The 15,258-nt window shown below is 70.5% G+C and carries 16 protein-coding genes; 11 read left to right on the forward strand and 5 right to left on the reverse strand.

All coding sequences use genetic code 11. The annotated features are described in order from the left end of the window. Positions 1 to 103: 103 nt before the first annotated feature. Positions 104 to 718: an HU family DNA-binding protein gene (locus H1D24_RS02680; protein WP_181655674.1), complete on the forward strand. Its 615-nt coding sequence runs from the start codon at positions 104 to 106 to the stop codon at positions 716 to 718. Between the two features lie 73 nt (positions 719 to 791). On the opposite strand, the gene H1D24_RS02685 is transcribed toward H1D24_RS02680, so the two are convergent. Further along, entirely contained in the window at positions 792 to 995 is a 204-nt protein-coding gene (locus H1D24_RS02685; protein ID WP_181655675.1) for a hypothetical protein, read from the reverse strand. Positions 996 to 1,038: 43 nt separating this feature from the next. Next, a complete protein-coding gene (cofC, locus tag H1D24_RS02690) occupies positions 1,039 to 1,674 on the reverse strand; it encodes a 2-phospho-L-lactate guanylyltransferase (protein WP_181655676.1) in 636 nt (211 codons plus the stop codon). Positions 1,675 to 1,955: 281 nt separating this feature from the next. On the opposite strand from cofC, the gene H1D24_RS02695 reads away from it, so the two are divergent. From H1D24_RS02695 to H1D24_RS02705, 3 genes are all read left to right on the forward strand, one after another. Further along, on the forward strand, positions 1,956 to 2,801 hold the full coding sequence (locus H1D24_RS02695) for a lysophospholipid acyltransferase family protein (protein ID WP_309484179.1): 846 nt from the start codon (positions 1,956 to 1,958) through the stop codon (positions 2,799 to 2,801). After that, positions 2,798 to 3,808: an NAD(P)H-dependent glycerol-3-phosphate dehydrogenase gene (locus H1D24_RS02700; RefSeq protein WP_181655677.1), complete on the forward strand. Its 1,011-nt coding sequence runs from the start codon at positions 2,798 to 2,800 to the stop codon at positions 3,806 to 3,808. The genes H1D24_RS02695 and H1D24_RS02700 overlap by 4 nt, the downstream gene beginning before the upstream one ends. A gap of 127 nt (positions 3,809 to 3,935) precedes the next feature. Further along, positions 3,936 to 5,108, forward strand: a complete 1,173-nt coding sequence (locus H1D24_RS02705; protein WP_181655678.1) for a D-alanine--D-alanine ligase family protein — start codon at positions 3,936 to 3,938, stop codon at positions 5,106 to 5,108. 15 nt (positions 5,109 to 5,123) lie between these two features. Here H1D24_RS02705 and H1D24_RS02710 read toward each other — a convergent pair whose 3' ends face one another. Beyond that, positions 5,124 to 5,633: a DUF3515 domain-containing protein gene (locus tag H1D24_RS02710; protein ID WP_181655679.1), complete on the reverse strand. Its 510-nt coding sequence runs from the start codon at positions 5,631 to 5,633 to the stop codon at positions 5,124 to 5,126. A gap of 20 nt (positions 5,634 to 5,653) precedes the next feature. After that, entirely contained in the window at positions 5,654 to 5,887 is a 234-nt protein-coding gene (locus H1D24_RS02715; protein WP_003997603.1) for an Lrp/AsnC family transcriptional regulator, read from the reverse strand. A 236-nt stretch (positions 5,888 to 6,123) separates the two neighbouring features. Between H1D24_RS02715 and H1D24_RS02720 the strand changes: the two genes are divergently transcribed. Together H1D24_RS02720 and thiD are read left to right on the forward strand one after the other, a co-directional pair. Further along, positions 6,124 to 7,095: a thiamine-phosphate kinase gene (locus H1D24_RS02720; protein WP_181655680.1), complete on the forward strand. Its 972-nt coding sequence runs from the start codon at positions 6,124 to 6,126 to the stop codon at positions 7,093 to 7,095. A gap of 10 nt (positions 7,096 to 7,105) precedes the next feature. Then, positions 7,106 to 7,921 (forward strand): bifunctional hydroxymethylpyrimidine kinase/phosphomethylpyrimidine kinase, encoded by an 816-nt coding sequence (thiD, locus tag H1D24_RS02725; protein WP_181655681.1) that lies wholly within the window; start codon positions 7,106 to 7,108, stop codon positions 7,919 to 7,921. Between the two features lie 173 nt (positions 7,922 to 8,094). Here thiD and rpmB read toward each other — a convergent pair whose 3' ends face one another. Continuing rightward, entirely contained in the window at positions 8,095 to 8,280 is a 186-nt protein-coding gene (gene rpmB / locus H1D24_RS02730) for a 50S ribosomal protein L28 (protein ID WP_003957616.1), read from the reverse strand. Positions 8,281 to 8,552: 272 nt separating this feature from the next. Here rpmB and fakA point away from each other — a divergent pair, with 272 nt between their 5' ends. The 5 genes from fakA to H1D24_RS02755 all read left to right on the forward strand — a co-directional run bounded on the left by fakA (position 8,553) and on the right by H1D24_RS02755 (position 15,073). Continuing rightward, positions 8,553 to 10,376 (forward strand): DAK2 domain-containing protein, encoded by a 1,824-nt coding sequence (fakA, locus tag H1D24_RS02735; protein ID WP_181655682.1) that lies wholly within the window; start codon positions 8,553 to 8,555, stop codon positions 10,374 to 10,376. A gap of 82 nt (positions 10,377 to 10,458) precedes the next feature. Next, positions 10,459 to 12,648 (forward strand): ATP-dependent DNA helicase RecG, encoded by a 2,190-nt coding sequence (gene recG / locus H1D24_RS02740; RefSeq protein ID WP_181655683.1) that lies wholly within the window; start codon positions 10,459 to 10,461, stop codon positions 12,646 to 12,648. A 96-nt stretch (positions 12,649 to 12,744) separates the two neighbouring features. Further along, entirely contained in the window at positions 12,745 to 13,329 is a 585-nt protein-coding gene (gene rsmD / locus H1D24_RS02745) for a 16S rRNA (guanine(966)-N(2))-methyltransferase RsmD (RefSeq protein WP_181655684.1), read from the forward strand. Positions 13,330 to 13,355: 26 nt separating this feature from the next. Next, positions 13,356 to 13,835, forward strand: coding sequence for a pantetheine-phosphate adenylyltransferase (gene coaD / locus H1D24_RS02750; protein ID WP_181655903.1), 480 nt, complete (start codon positions 13,356 to 13,358; stop codon positions 13,833 to 13,835). Positions 13,836 to 13,933: 98 nt separating this feature from the next. Further along, positions 13,934 to 15,073, forward strand: coding sequence for a F0F1 ATP synthase subunit B (locus H1D24_RS02755; protein WP_181655685.1), 1,140 nt, complete (start codon positions 13,934 to 13,936; stop codon positions 15,071 to 15,073). The last annotated feature ends 185 nt before the right edge of the window (positions 15,074 to 15,258 follow it).

Consider the following 15,258-nt stretch of genomic DNA (forward strand, 5'->3'; position numbering starts at 1 on the left):
AGGGTGATTAGCCCGTTTCGTGTTTGATTTGCGGTATATATCTGCCTAACGTGCGAAAAAGCTTGAACACTTTCGTTCCGGCGATGTCTCCGAAGGGGAAGACGTGAACAAGGCGCAGCTCGTAGAAGCGATTGCCGACAAGGTCGGCGGGCGTCAGCAGGCCGCCGACGCCGTCGACGCGGTACTCGACGCCATCGTCCGTGCTGTCGTCGCCGGTGAGCGGATTTCTGTCACCGGCTTCGGCTCGTTCGAGAAGGTCGACCGGCCGGCCCGGTACGCCCGTAACCCGCAGACCGGTGAGCGTGTGCGGGTCAAGAAGACCTCGGTTCCGCGCTTCCGTGCGGGACAGGGGTTCAAGGACCTGGTGAGCGGCACCAAGAAGCTGCCCCGAGGTGGCGAGGTGGCCGTCAAGAAGGCCCCCAAGGGGAGCCTCCAGGTCGGAGCGGCCGCGAAGAAGGCCGCAACCAAGAAGGCCGCCGCCAAGAAGGCGCCGGCACGCAAGGTCACGGCGAAGAAGGTCACGCCTGCGAAGAAGGCCGCGCCGGCCAAGGCCGCGGCAAAGAAGACGACCGCGAAGAAGACCACGGCGAAGAAGGCGGCGGCCAAGAAGACCACCGCCAAGAAGACCACCGCGAAGAAGACGGCGGCCAAGAAGACCGCGCCGGCCAAGAAGTCCACGGCGCGCAAGACCACCGCCAAGAAGACCACTGCCCGCTGACGGGCACTGGCTATTCACGCACCACGCACCGGGCCGAGCTCCCCGAGGGAGCCCGGCCCGTGGTATGTGCTGGTCAGAGTGTGGCGAGTGTGATCAGTGTGATGCGGCGGGCGTCGCCCTCGCCCTCCACCTCGATACGCACGCGCTGTCCCGGCCGCAGCAGCCGGAGGCCGCCCGCGTCGAACGCCGGGGCGTCGAAGGGCACCGGGGTGCCGTCGTCCAGCAGCACGCTGCCGCTGCGGGTTTCGGGGTCGTACGTGTACGAGGTCGCCTGCATGAGGGAAGCGTAGGCGATTTGGGGCGGGACACCGCGGGGCCGCTCAGTCCGCGATCAGCAGCCGGGCCGCGGCCGCGGCCGTGCGCGGACCGACGCCGAGCGCCAGCGCGGCCCGCAGATCGTCGCCGGTGTCCACGTCCCGGCGCACCGAGTCGACGCAGTCGAGACGGAGTTCCACCGCCCCGGAAGCCGCGTGCCGGGCACGGGATTCGCCGCCGAATGCAGGGCGCAATTCCGTGCCGGCGAGTGCCGACAGCAATGTGGTGCCGATGCCCGCCGCATCCGGGAGAAAAGACCGGGGAAACGGTGCGGCGGCCGCCAGGACCGTGGCCAATTCCGCGCTGCGCAGCGCGGGGAGGTCCGCGTTGAGAGCGGCGACGGGGGCGTCCGGGCGGGCCGCGCGCGCCGCCGCAGCTCCGTGCGCCAGGGCGGCGTTGAGACCCGCACCGGGAGAGTCCGGCACGATCCGGGCTCCCAGCTCCGCGAGCTCGCGCGCGGCGAGGCGGTCATCCGTGACGACCACCACATCCAGCACCGCGGGACAGACCGCTGCCGCGGCCACCGTGTCCTGGGCGAAGGCGAGCGCGAGGGACGGCCGCAGCCCGTCGCCGGCCGTGTCCGAGAGTCTGCTCTTGGCCCGTGCCAGGGGCTTCAGCGGTATCACCAGAGTCCACTGCACCAGCGCTCCGTCCCTTCGTTTCGGGCCCATTGTGGCCTGCTGTGCAGCGGTGACCGTGCCGAGGCGAGAATGCTGGACCGCTCCGGCGCGAGGAGAACAGCGGGTCAGTTTCTCCGGGAGAGGGCAGAGGACCGGGTCCGACGGGAGCGGCGGCGGCGCGGAGATGACGTACGCCACGCCCTGACGGCCTCGGAGGAGGGTGGGCGTACGGTGTTCTCGACAGACCGGCGGCCTGGAGCGACACTTGTGCGGCCGACCAGGTCCTAGAGGAAGGTGTCCGAGTGTCCCGCCGCAGAATCGGCTTCTGGTACCGCCTGGCAGCGGTCATCTGCAAACCGCCGCTGGTGGTTCTGATCAAGCGGGACTGGCGCGGAATGGAGAATATTCCGGCCGAGGGCGGATTTATCACGGCGGTGAACCACAATTCCCATGTGGACCCGTTCGCATATGCCCATTTCCAGTACAACACGGGTCGAGTTCCGCGATTCCTGGCCAAGCACGGCCTTTTCAAAAAGGGTTTCGTGGGCACCATGATGCGCGGCACCGGACAGATCCCCGTCTACCGCGAGAGCACGGATGCGCTCAGTGCCTTCCGGGCCGCTATCGAGGCTGTCGAGCGGGGCGAGTGCGTCGCCTTCTATCCCGAGGGCACCCTCACCCGCGACCCCGACCAGTGGCCGATGACCGGCAAGACCGGCGCCGCACGCGTGGCCCTCAAGACGAAGTGCCCGGTCATCCCCGTCGCCCAGTGGGGCGCCAACCTGCTGCTTCCGCCGTACGCCAAGAAGCCGGACCTGCTGCCCCGCAAGACCCACCACGTGCTCGCCGGGCCGCCCGTGGACCTCTCGCGTTTCTACGACAAGGAGATGACCCCCGAGGTCCTCAAGGAGGCCACCGAGGTCATCATGGCCGCGATCACCGCGCTGCTCGAGGAGCTTCGCGGCGAGAAGGCCCCCGCGACGCCCTTCGACCCGCGCATCGTACGGATCGAGCAGCGGCGCAGGGCGACGAGAGGCGCCGTACGCGGTGAGGTCCCCGGGCAGGCCACCGGCGAAGCCGCCGACGCGGGCGACGACAGCCGGACCGCGAAGGCGGGCGGCAACGGCGATGCGGAGGACGCCAAGTGACGAACTCCGTCAAGGCGGCCGTCTTCGGGACCGGATCCTGGGGCACGGCCTTCGGCATGGTGCTCGCCGACGCCGGATGCGACGTCACCCTGTGGGGGCGTCGCGCCGAACTCGCGGACGCGGTCAACTCCACGCGTACGAACCCCGACTATCTGCCCGGCGTCGAACTCCCCGAGAACCTGCGGGCCACCACCGACCCGGCCGAGGCCGCGGCCGGCGCCGAGTTCACGGTGCTCGCCGTGCCCTCGCAGACACTCCGCGGCAACCTCGCCGAATGGGCGCCTCTGCTGGCCGCCGACACCGTCCTCGTCTCCCTGATGAAGGGCGTGGAACTCGGCTCCGCGATGCGGATGAGCGAGGTCATCGAGGACGTCACCAAGGTGGGCGCCGAGCGGATCGCCGTCGTCACCGGGCCCAACCTCGCCCGGGAGATAGCCGCCCGCCAGCCCGCGGCCGCGGTTGTCGCCTGCCGCGACGAATCGGTCGCCCAGCGCCTCCAGGCCGCCTGCCACACGCCGTACTTCCGGCCGTACACCAACACCGACGTCATCGGCTGCGAACTCGGCGGCGCAGTCAAGAACGTGATCGGACTCGCCGTCGGCATCGCCGACGGCATGGGCCTCGGCGACAACGCCAAGGGCTCCCTCATCACCCGCGGACTCGCCGAGACGACCCGACTCGGCCTCGCGATGGGCGCCGACCCCATGACCTTCTCCGGACTCGCGGGCCTGGGCGACCTGGTGGCGACCTGCTCGTCGCCGCTGTCCCGCAACCACACCTTCGGCACCAACCTCGGCAAGGGCATGACCCTGGAGGAGACCATCGCGGTCACCAAGCAGACGGCCGAGGGCGTCAAGTCCTGCGAGTCGGTGCTGGATCTGGCACGCCGGCACGGCGTCGACATGCCCATCACGGAGACCGTGGTCGGCATCGTCCACGAGGGAAAGCCGCCGATGGTGGCCCTCAAGGAGCTGATGTCGCGCAGCGCGAAGCCCGAACGGCGCTGATACACGGCGTGGCGCGAGGCCCGGGCGGTACCCGCGACTTCGCGCTGCGCCAGGCGGCGGCAACGCTGAGCGACAGGGCCCGTCGGGCGCTGACTCGAGGACTACCAGCAGGTACGCTCATCGCGATATGAGCAGCGAGTACACCACCCAGAGCCCGGTTCCCTCCACGCCAGGAGGGGAATCCCGCAAGCCGCGCGTGGCTATCGTGTTCGGCGGCCGAAGTTCCGAGCACGGCATCTCGGTCGTCACTGCGGGGGCCGTACTGCGCGCCATCGACCGTACGAAGTACGACGTCCTGCCCATCGGTATCACGCGGGAGGGCCGCTGGGCGCTCACCGCCGACGAGCCGGAGCGGATGGCCATCACGGACCGGCAGGTGCCCGACGTGGAGCAACTCGCCGAGTCGGCCGAGGGGGGCGTCGTGATCCCCGTCGACCCCTCGACCCGCGAAGTGGTCTACAGCGAACCCGGATCGGTGCCCAAGGCCCTCGGCGAGGTGGACGTCGTCTTCCCGATGCTGCACGGCCCGTACGGCGAGGACGGCACTCTCCAGGGGCTTCTGGAGCTCTCCGGAACTCCGTACGTCGGCTCGGGCGTGCTCGCGTCCGCCGTCGGCCAGGACAAGGAGTACATGAAGCGGGTCTTCACCTCCTTCGGGCTGCCCGTCGGCCCGTATCTGGTGATCCGCCCGCGCGAGTGGGAGCGTGACGAGTCCGCCGCCCGCAAGAGGATCGCGGAGTTCGCGGGCGAACACGGCTGGCCGCTGTTCATCAAGCCCGCGCGCGCGGGCTCTTCGATCGGCATCACCAAGGTCGACTCCTTCGAGGACCTCGACGAGGCCATCGAGGAGGCGCAGCGCCACGACCCCAAGATCCTCGTCGAGGCGCTGCTGCGCGGCCGTGAGATCGAGTGCGGGGTGCTGGAGTTCGAGGACGGCCCGCGTGCGAGCGTGCCCGCCGAGATCCCGCCCGTGCAGTCGCACGACTTCTACGACTTCGAGGCGAAGTACATCGACTCCGCCTCCGGCATCGTGCCCGCCCCGCTCACCGACGAGCAGACCGCCGAGGTGCAGCGGCTCGCCGTCGAGGCCTTCGAGGCCGCGTCCTGTGAGGGGCTGGTGCGCGCGGACTTCTTCCTCACCGAGGACGGGAAGTTCGTGATCAACGAGATCAATACGATGCCCGGTTTCACGCCGATCTCCATGTACCCGCGGATGTGGCAGGAGAGCGGAGTCGCCTACCAGGAGCTGGTGGATCTGCTGATCCAGGCGGCGCTCAGGCGGTCGACCGGGCTGCGCTGAATCCGGCCCGAGCCCTCAGGAGGCGATCCCTTTGGGGATCGCCTTCTTGATGGGCGCGGCCAGGTCCACGAGCACGCCGGCGCTGTCCACTCCCGCGGGTACGGTCACCTCGACGTACGCGAGGCGCAGACTGGTGGTGAAGCGCTGCGACCCGTCGTCCAGCTTCTCCATCAGCCAGCCGACGCCGTTCACGCCGCCGCCGATCGCGTCAGGGTCGTTGCCGTCGGCCACCTTCGGGTCGACCATCTTCGCGGGCTGTCCGACACCGCAGCGCAGTATGATCGCCGGGCTTCCCCAGCCCGCGGTCAGCGCGGACACGGGCTCCGGATCCTGCCGGTCCAAGCCGTCCACCTTCTTCGGCAGCACCTTGTCCAGGTTCCGGCACAGCTCGGTGACCTTCGCGTCCGGGGAGGGAACCACGGCTGTCGCCGTGTCGTCTGCTGAGGAGCAGCCCGTGGCGGCGATCAGCAGTGCGAGCGCGGGCGGCCCGACGAAGGTGCGGGGCCGGTGACGGAAGATGTTCACCGGCCAAGGGTAGACGGGGGCTAGAGGTGCACGACCGGGCAGGTCAGGGTGCGGGTGATGCCGTCCACTTGCTGGACCTTCGCGACCACCATGCGACCGAGGTCGTCGACGGTGTCGGCCTGTGCGCGCACGATCACGTCGTACGGTCCGGTCACGTCCTCGGCCTGGATCACCCCCGGAATCTTGGAGATCGTCTCGGCGACGGTCGAGGCCTTGCCGACCTCCGTCTGGATCAGGATGTACGCCTGTACCACGGAACCTCCAGGGCGGCCACGAGGATCATGTGGGGAGAAGGGACGCCACGGTATCGCGTCGCTGCACGCTGCGGGGAGACCCGCGGAGGCTGTGGCGTGCACACCGGAGGTGCACGGACAGCACAGGTGGGCGGACACGTCGACCGTACCCAGGACGGTGACGGCACGCGACCGCACGCCGGGACGGGGCTTTCGGAATGAACGGGGCTTTTGGTGAAAGGGCAAGGTGATCCGCGGTGAAGGGAACCGTGGGCGAGCTGGGGGAGTTCGGGCTCATCAGGGAGCTCACCTCCCGGCTCACCTCCACCCCGGCCGTACGGCTCGGGCCGGGCGACGACGCCGCGGTGGTGGCGGCACCGGACCGCAGGGTGGTGGCGAGTACGGACGTCCTGCTGGAGGGACGGCACTTCCGCCGCGACTGGTCCACGGCGTACGACGTCGGCCGTAAGGCGGCCGCGCAGAACCTCGCGGACATCGCCGCGATGGGCGCCGTACCGACCGCACTGCTGCTCGGCCTGGTCGTCCCCGCCGAGCTCCAGGCCGCCTGGCCGGTCGAGCTGATGGACGGGCTGCGGGACGAGTGCCAGGTCGCGGGCGCCGCCGTGGTGGGCGGCGATGTCGTACGCGGCGAGACCATCACCATCGCGATCACCGCGCTCGGCGACATGCGCGGCCACGAGCCGGTGACCCGTGCCGGTGCCCAGCCTGGTGACGTGGTCGCCGTGACGGGCTGGCTCGGCTGGTCCGCCGCCGGGTACGCGGTGCTGTCCCGCGGCTTCCGGTCGCCCCGCGCGTTCGTCGAGGCCCATCGGCGGCCCGAACCGCCCTACCACGCGGGCCCCGCGGCCGCCGGGCTCGGCGCCACCTCGATGACCGACGTCAGCGACGGTCTGATCGCCGACCTCGGGCACATCGCCGAGGCCAGCAAGGTGCGCATCGACGTCCGCTCCGGCGCGCTCGACATCCCCTCGCAGATGAACGACATCGGACAGGCCGTCGGCGTCGACCCGCTGCAGTGGGTGCTCACCGGCGGCGAGGACCACGCCATCGTGGCGACCTTCCCGTCGGACGTGAAGCTGCCCGCCCGCTGGAAGGTGATCGGCGAGGTGCTCAATCCCTCCGCGATGCCGCAGGTGACGGTGGACGGGGCGCCCTGGACCAGCACGGGCGGCTGGGACCACTTCGGGGACATCGAGGGCGGGCGATAGCGTCGGAGCCATGCACACACCATCGCGAGCGCTTCCCCGAGTGCTGACCGTCGCCGGTTCCGACTCCGGAGGCGGCGCGGGTATCCAGGCCGACCTGAAGACGATGCTCGCCCTCGGTGCGCACGGCATGAGCGTGCTGACCGCCGTGACCGCCCAGAACTCCCTCGGCGTGCAAGGCGCTTGGGAGCTGCCGGCAGAGGCCGTGCGGGCCCAGTACCGCAGTGTCGTCGACGACATCGGCGTCCAGGCAGTCAAGACCGGCATGCTGTCGTCGGCCGAGCTGGTGGAGACCGTCGCGGAGCTCCTCGCGGACACGCAAGCCCCGGTGGTCGTCGACCCCGTCGGCGTCTCCAAGCACGGCGACCCGCTGCTGGCCGCGTCCGCGCTCGACTCGGTCCGTACGAAGCTGCTGCCGACCGCGACAGTCGCCACGCCGAACCTCGACGAGGTGGCCCAACTCACGGGTGTGCGCGTGGAATCGGAGGACGACATGCGGCGGGCGGCGGCCGCCGTTCTCGCGTACGGCGCGCGCTGGGTGGTCATCAAGGGGGGTCACCTCAGCGGTGAGGCGGTGGACGCGGTGGACCTCCTGACTGACGGCTCGGAGGAGCACTGGCTGCGTGCCACGCGGCTGGACAACCGGCACACGCACGGCACGGGCTGCACCCTCGCCAGCGCGATCGCGTCGGGACTCGCGAAGGGGCAGTCGGTGCCGGAGGCGGTCGCGGCGGCCAAGGACTACGTCACCGGGGCCATCGCCGGCGGGTTCGCACTGGGCGGCGGGATCGGGCCGGTGGATCACGGCTGGCGGTTCAGGGCCGTGTAGGGGATGCCACTGCGTCGGCAACGTCCGTCAGATCCTGGATCATCAGCAAGCCCGCGGGGGACGGCGCCGCTGTGCCCGGCATGGTCGGCACGCCGGGCATGCAAAAAGCCGGTTCCACCAGGAGGTGGAACCGGCCCTGCAGCAACCAGCGAGGTGGCCGCGCTAGCACTACGTCAGCGCGAGACCTTGCCGGCCTTGATGCACGAGGTGCAGACGTTGAGCCGCTTCGGCGTCCGACCGACCACGGCACGCACGCGCTGGATGTTGGGGTTCCAGCGGCGAGACGTACGGCGGTGCGAGTGGGAAATGTTGTTGCCGAAGCCCGGCCCCTTGCCGCAGACGTCGCAGTTGGCAGCCACGGGTCACTCCAAAGACTTCAGATGCACTTACGGTTGGAACCCGGCATGCCGGGATCAGTGATCTGAGTGGCGTTGCCAGGGGTAATGGCCCGATGCGTATCGGGCAACCGGAGCAGCATACAACGGCTGCCTCGGTACAACGAAATTACCATGGCTGCTCCGGCCTCTGCTCCACACCCTCGCCCGCGGCCACCGCCCCGGCCCTCTTCCGGAAGGGGGCCGTCCGGGGTCTACGCTGCGTCCCAGTCCAGCTGCTCGACGAGGAGGCGCAGGTGCCGCAGGTGCCGCAGAGGTTCGACGCTGTCGCTGTGCGCGCCTGGTGCGGTCTGGCCCTGGAAGCCCTCGGACGGGCCCGCGAGGAGATCGACGCGATCAACGTCTATCCGGTCGCGGACGGTGACACCGGCACGAATCTGTATCTGACCGTCGAGTCGGCCGCCCAGGCCGTCGAGGCGGCGTTCCAGGGCCTCGAACCGCAGCAGCCCTCCACGGCCGAGGCGATGCGCGCCATGGCCCATGGCGCGCTGATCGGGGCCCGCGGAAACTCCGGCACGATCGTGGCGCAGCTGCTGCGCGGTATGGCCCAGGTGCTGGCCGCGGGGAACCCGCGTGCCGAAGCCTCGCCTGCGGCGAGCACGGCGGGAGGGGCTGCGCATGCACCCGCCACAGGGGCCGCGGAAAGCCAGGCCGCTGTGAAGACGGCGAGTGAGACCTCTCACGCCGACGGCCCCCGTCTGCGGCTCGCGCTGCGGCGGGCGGCGGAGTCCGCGTACGAAGCCGTGGCGCACCCCGTCGAGGGCACCGTCCTGACGGTGGCGTCCGCGGCGGCGGATGCGGCCGAGGGGACCGAGGGCGACTGCGCGACGGTGGCGCGAGCCGCCTACAAGGGGGCGCGGGCGGCGCTCGACGCCACTCCCGGGCAACTGGCGGTGCTCGGGCAGGCGGGCGTGGTCGATGCGGGCGGGCGGGGCCTCCTGGCGCTCCTCGGCGCACTCGTCCAGACCTTCACGGGGGAGCCGCCGACGCCGGCGGACGCGCTGCACGCGCGCGTGGGAGGCCCGTCCTCAGCCGCAGAGAAGCACAGTCGCGGCCCCCACACGCGGGTGGACCGCGAGCCCCACGCGCGCGTGGACGCGGCGGAGGCCTGCCCGGACGATCCGGTGGACGGGGCGAGCCCGGCATTCGAGGTGATCTACCTGCTGGAGGCCGACGACGCGGCCGTGGCCCTGCTGCGCACCCGGCTCGACGCCCTCGGGGACTCCCTCGTCGTCGTCGGGGGCGACGGCCTGTGGAACGTCCACGTACACGTCGACGACGCGGGCGCCGCCGTCGAGGCCGGCGTCGAGGCCGGGCGGCCCTACCGGATCCGCATCACACACTTCGGCGCGGAGGACGCACACACGGCATCCGCCGTGCAGCCGCCCCGGGAGCGGGCGCAGCGCGCCATCGTGGCGGTCGTGCCGGGCGAGGGCCTGCGGGTTCTGTACGCCGAGGCCGGGGCGACGACAGTGCCGGTGAGCCCGGGGGAGAGGCCCGCGAGCGGCGAGCTCGTCGACGCCATCCGGCACGCCCACGCGCGCGAGGTGGTGTTGCTGCCCAACGACGCCGAGCTGCGCCACACCGCGGCGGCGGCAGCGGAGCAGGCCCGCTCCGAGGGCCTGCGCGTCGCACTGATCCCCACCCGCTCAGCCGTCCAGGGCATCGCCGCCCTCGCCGTCCACGAGCCGGACCGCCGCTTCGACGAGGACGTCGTCGCGATGACCTCGGCGGCCGGTGCGACCCGGCACGCCGAAGTCGTCGTCGCGGAGCGGCAGTCCTGGACCATGGCCGGCATCTGCCAGGCCGGCGATGTGCTGGGGCTGATCGACGGCGATGTCGCCGTGATCGGCTCCGAGGTCGCGGCCGTCGCGGAAACGGTCCTCGACCGCATGCTGGCGGCGGGAGGCGAGATGGTCACGCTCGTCCTCGGCGACGACGTACCCGATGCCACGGCCGACGGCCTTGAGCAGCACGTACGCGAGAACTACCTGGCCGTCGACACGGTGGTCTACCGCGGCGGCCGGCAGGCGGCACCGATGCTGATCGGCGTCGAGTAAGCCGGGAACGGCCCGGTAAGCCGGCCCGCCTGCGTCGCGGATTCCCCGGACGTCTACGGCTTTGTCAGTGCCGTGGTGTGCAATGGATCTCGTGCCCGTGCTCGAAGAACCCCTGAAGAAAGTGATCGGCCCCGCCACAGCGAAGGTGATGGCCGAGCACCTCGGCCTGCACACCGTCGGCGACCTGCTGCACCACTACCCCCGGCGGTATGCCGAGCGGGGCGAGCTCACGCGCCTCGCCGACCTCCCGCTGGACGAGCACGTCACGGTGGTCGCGCAGGTCGCGAGCGCCCGGATCATGAAGTTCAGGGGCGGCAGCGGCCAGCGCCTCGAGGTGGTCATCACCGACGGCAGCGGCCAGCTGCAGCTGGTCTTCTTCGGCAAGGGCGTGCACAAGCCCCACAAGGACCTGCTGCCCGGCACGCGCGCGATGTTCGCGGGCAAGGTCTCCGTCTTCAACCGCAAGCTGCAGCTGGCCCACCCCGCGTACCAGCTGCTGCGCGGCGGCGAGGACGGCGAGACCGTGGATTCGTGGGCCGGAGCGCTCATCCCGATCTATCCGGCCACGGCGAAGCTGGAGTCCTGGAAGATCGCCAAGTCGGTGGACACGGTGCTGCCCAGCGCCCGGGAGGCCGTCGATCCGCTGCCGCCCGCCTTGCGTGAGGGGCGCGGACTCGTCCCGCTCCCCGAAGCGCTCCTCAAGATCCACAGGCCGAGTACGAAGGCGGACATCGCGGACGCCCGCGCGCGCCTGAAGTGGGACGAGGCGTTCGTGCTGCAGGTCGCCCTGGCCCGGCGGCGGTACGCGGACACCCAGCTCCCCGCCGTGGCACGCAAGCCCAAGCCGGACGGCCTGCTCGCCGCCTTCGACGCCAGGCTGCCCTTCACGCTCACGGAAGGCCAGGAGAAGGTCTCCAAGGAGATCTTCGACGACCTGGCCGCCGAGCACCCGATGCACCGCCTCCTCCAGGGCGAGGTCGGTTCGGGTAAGACGATGGTGGCTCTGCGCGCGATGCTCGCCGTCGTCGACGCGGGCGGCCAGGCCGCGATGCTCGCGCCCACGGAAGTCCTGGCCCAGCAGCACCACCGGTCGATCACCGAGATGATGGGCGAGCTGGCAGAGGGAGGGATGCTCGGCGGCGCCGAGCAGGCCACCAAGGTCGTCCTCCTCACCGGTTCCATGGGCGCAGCGGCCCGCCGCCAGGCCCTGCTCGACCTGGTCACCGGCGAGGCCGGGATCGTCATCGGTACGCACGCCCTGATCGAGGACAAGGTGCAGTTCCACGACCTCGGCCTGGTCGTCGTCGACGAGCAGCACCGCTTCGGTGTGGAGCAGCGCGACGCCCTGCGCGGCAAGGGCAAGCAGCCGCCGCACCTCCTGGTCATGACCGCGACGCCCATCCCGCGCACGGTAGCGATGACGGTCTTCGGCGATCTGGAGACCTCGGTCCTCGACCAGCTCCCCGCCGGACGCTCACCGATCGCCAGCCATGTCGTACCTGCCCAGGACAAACCGCACTTCCTGGCGCGCGCCTGGGAGCGCGTGCGCGAGGAAGTGGAGCAGGGCCACCAGGCGTACGTCGTGTGCCCGCGCATCGGCGACGAGGAGCCGGAGGCCAAGGGCAAGAAGAAGTCGCCCGAGGACGAGGCGGAGAAGCGCCCGCCGCTCGCTGTCCTGGACGTCGCCGAGCAGCTCGCACAAGGCCCGTTGAAGGGCCTCAAGGTGGAGATCCTGCACGGCCGTATGCAGCCCGACGACAAGGACGTCGTGATGCGCCGCTTCGCCGCCGGCGAGACGGACGTCCTGGTCGCGACGACGGTCATCGAGGTGGGGGTGAACGTCCCGAACGCCACGGCGATGGTGATCATGGACGCGGACCGCTTCGGCGTCTCCCAGCTCCACCAGCTGCGCGGCCGCGTAGGCCGTGGCTCGGCCCCGGGCCTGTGCCTGCTGGTCTCCGAGATGCCCGAGGCGAGCGCTGCCAGGGCCCGGCTCAATGCCGTCGCAGCGACACTGGACGGCTTCGAGCTCTCCCGTATCGACCTGGAGCAGCGCCGCGAGGGCGACGTCCTCGGCCAGGCCCAGTCCGGCGTCCGCTCCTCCCTGCGGATGCTCACCGTCATCGACGACGAGGAGATCATCGCCGAGGCCCGCGAGGAAGCGGCAGCCGTCGTCGCCCAGGACCCGGAGCTCGAGCATCTCCCCGGCCTGCGCACGGCCCTGGACGCACTGCTGGACGAGGAGCGCGAGCAGTACCTGGACAAGGGCTGACAGAGCCGCAGCCAGGTGAGGACTGACAGAATGGAGGCACGGGGGCTGGGAAACTGAAGGCGTGACCAACGCGCACGTACTCCGACAAGGACAGAGATGACCCGCGTGATCGCCGGCCGGGCCGGCGGACGCCGCCTCGCCGTACCGCCGGGCAACGGCACCCGCCCCACATCCGACCGCGCACGCGAGGGCCTCTTCTCCACGTGGGAGTCCCTCATGGGCCCGCTCGAAGGCGTCCGGATAGCCGATCTGTACGCCGGTTCGGGGGCCGTCGGGCTTGAGGCGCTGTCCCGCGGTGCCACGCATGCCCTTCTCGTCGAGGCCGACGGCCGAGCCGCCCGCACCGTCCGCGAGAACGTGCGCACTCTGGGACTTCCGGGAGCAGACGTACGTACCGGAAAAGCCGCCCAGATCATCGCGGGACCGGCCCCGTCCGACCCGTACGACCTGGTCTTTCTCGACCCGCCGTACGCCGTCTCAGACGACGATCTTCGCGAGATTCTGCTCACACTCCGCACCGGGGGCTGGCTCGCGGCCGATGCCCTCGTCACCGTGGAGCGAAGCACCAGGGGCGGCGAATTCAGGTGGCCGGACGGCTTCGAAGCGATCAGGGCCCGTCGTTACGGCGAGGGGACCTTTTGGTACGGTCGCGCCGCCTCTACGTGCGAAGACGCACCATGACCGGACCGGAGAGCGAGGGACTCAAGTTGCGCCGCGCCGTCTGTCCGGGGTCGTTCGACCCCATCACCAACGGACACCTCGACATCATCGCCCGAGCCTCCAAGCTCTACGACGTGGTGCACGTCGCGGTGATGATCAATCAGTCCAAGAAGGGCCTGTTCACCATCGAGGAGCGGATCGAGCTGATCCGCGAGGTCACCGCGGAGTTCGGCAATGTCGAGGTCGAGTCCTTCCACGGCCTCCTCGTCGACTTCTGCAAGGAGCGCGACATCCCGGCCATCGTCAAGGGCCTGCGCGCCGTCAGCGACTTCGACTACGAGCTGCAGATGGCCCAGATGAACAACGGCCTCACCGGCGTCGAGACGCTCTTCGTCCCGACCAACCCCACCTACAGCTTCCTCTCCTCCTCGCTCGTCAAGGAGGTCGCGACCTGGGGCGGCGACGTCTCCCACCTGGTGCCGCCAGTGGTCCTGGAGGCCCTCAAGAAGCGCCTCGGCAAGGACTGAAGCCCTGACTGGCCGTCACCCGGTGTCGGGCCGCAGCGGACTGCCCGTACAGTCGCCTTGTCCGTCTTCAACACAGCTGTAGAGAGTGGCGAGCGCCGGTGGACGTGCAGAAGAAGCTCGATGAGATCGTCGCGGCGGTCGGCAATGCCCGCTCCATGCCCATGTCGGCCTCCTGCGTGGTGAACCGTGCCGAGCTGCTTTCGATGCTCGAGGAAGTACGTCAGGCGCTGCCCGGCTCCCTGGCGCAGGCCCAGGAGCTCATCGGCGACCGCGAGCAGATGGTCGAGCAGGCCCGCCAGGAGGCCGAGCGGATCATCGAGAGCGCGCACGCCGAGCGCGGTTCGCTGATCTCCGACACGGAGATCGCCCGGCGCTCGCAGAGCGAGGCGGAGCGCATCCTCGACGAGGCCCGCAAGGCAGCCGAGGAGATCCGCGCCGAGGCCGACGACTACGTCGACTCCAAGCTCGCCAACTTCGAGGTGGTCCTCAACAAGACCCTCGGCTCCGTCGGCCGCGGCCGCGAGAAGCTGCTGGGCACAGGACCGGGCCTCGACGAGCAGGGCTACGAGGACGAGGACGCCCCCCAGCGCAGCCACGACCCCGAGACCCTGCGCCGCACCGCCGACCAGTACGTCGACACGAAGCTGGGCGCCTTCGAGGCGGTGCTCGCCAAGACGCTGGAGGCGGTCGGCCGCGGCCGGCAGAAGCTCCACGGCCGCATCGCCACCGACGAGCTGGGCGCGCTCGGCCCCGACGGCTTGGCGCACCAGCACACCAGTGACGCCGAGTACCTGGCGGACCTCGCGCAGCTGGCAGACCCGGCCGAGCCCTCCCCGTTCGGCTCGCAGCCCCAGTCAGCCCCAGCGCAGTCCGGGTCGGCGACCGACGCACACATCCCGGCCCAGCAGCCCTACCAGCAGCAGGATGCGTACTCGCCTACTCTCGACTTCGCTCGAGCGGGAGGTGCCCCCATCCATCAGGACCCCTACGCGTACCAGCAGCAGGACCAGTACGGCTACCAGCAGCCCTACGGGCAGCAGGACCCGTACGGCTACCAGCAGGCCTACGACCAGAGCGGGCAGCAGCCGCAGCAGGCGTACGACCCGGGGCAGGGCCAGGAGCAGGGATACGGCCACGGCCGGCCGGGGGACGGGACGGCCGCACTCGACGAGACCAGCCTCTTCGACACGAGCATGATCAGCGCGGAGCAGTTGCGCCAGTACGAACAGGGGCGCTAAGCCCACGCCGGTTCCGAGCCGGGGGGCCGGCGAAGCGCGGATTGGGCCGAGAGCGAAAGGTCCAGTATCCTGGCTCTTCGGTCGCGCTTGCGCTGCGCTGACTTCGCAGACCGCCCGCGATCCGTGCTGCTCGAACGTCGGGTCCTCATTCCGGTGAGGCCACGACGGAGCGGCTCTCCCCCGAC

Source organism: Streptomyces himalayensis subsp. himalayensis (assembly GCF_013778455.1).
Classification (GTDB): domain Bacteria; phylum Actinomycetota; class Actinomycetes; order Streptomycetales; family Streptomycetaceae; genus Streptomyces; species Streptomyces himalayensis.

Coding starts and splice junctions, on each gene's coding strand:
- thiD (WP_181655681.1), top strand. CDS start 7,106: ATGCACACACCATCGCGAGCGCTTCCCCGAGTGCTGACCGTCGCCGGT.
- rsmD (WP_181655684.1), top strand. CDS start 12,745: ATGACCCGCGTGATCGCCGGCCGGGCCGGCGGACGCCGCCTCGCCGTA.
- recG (WP_181655683.1), top strand. CDS start 10,459: ATGGATCTCGTGCCCGTGCTCGAAGAACCCCTGAAGAAAGTGATCGGC.
- H1D24_RS02705 (WP_181655678.1), top strand. CDS start 3,936: ATGAGCAGCGAGTACACCACCCAGAGCCCGGTTCCCTCCACGCCAGGA.
- H1D24_RS02685 (WP_181655675.1), bottom strand. CDS start 995: ATGCAGGCGACCTCGTACACGTACGACCCCGAAACCCGCAGCGGCAGC.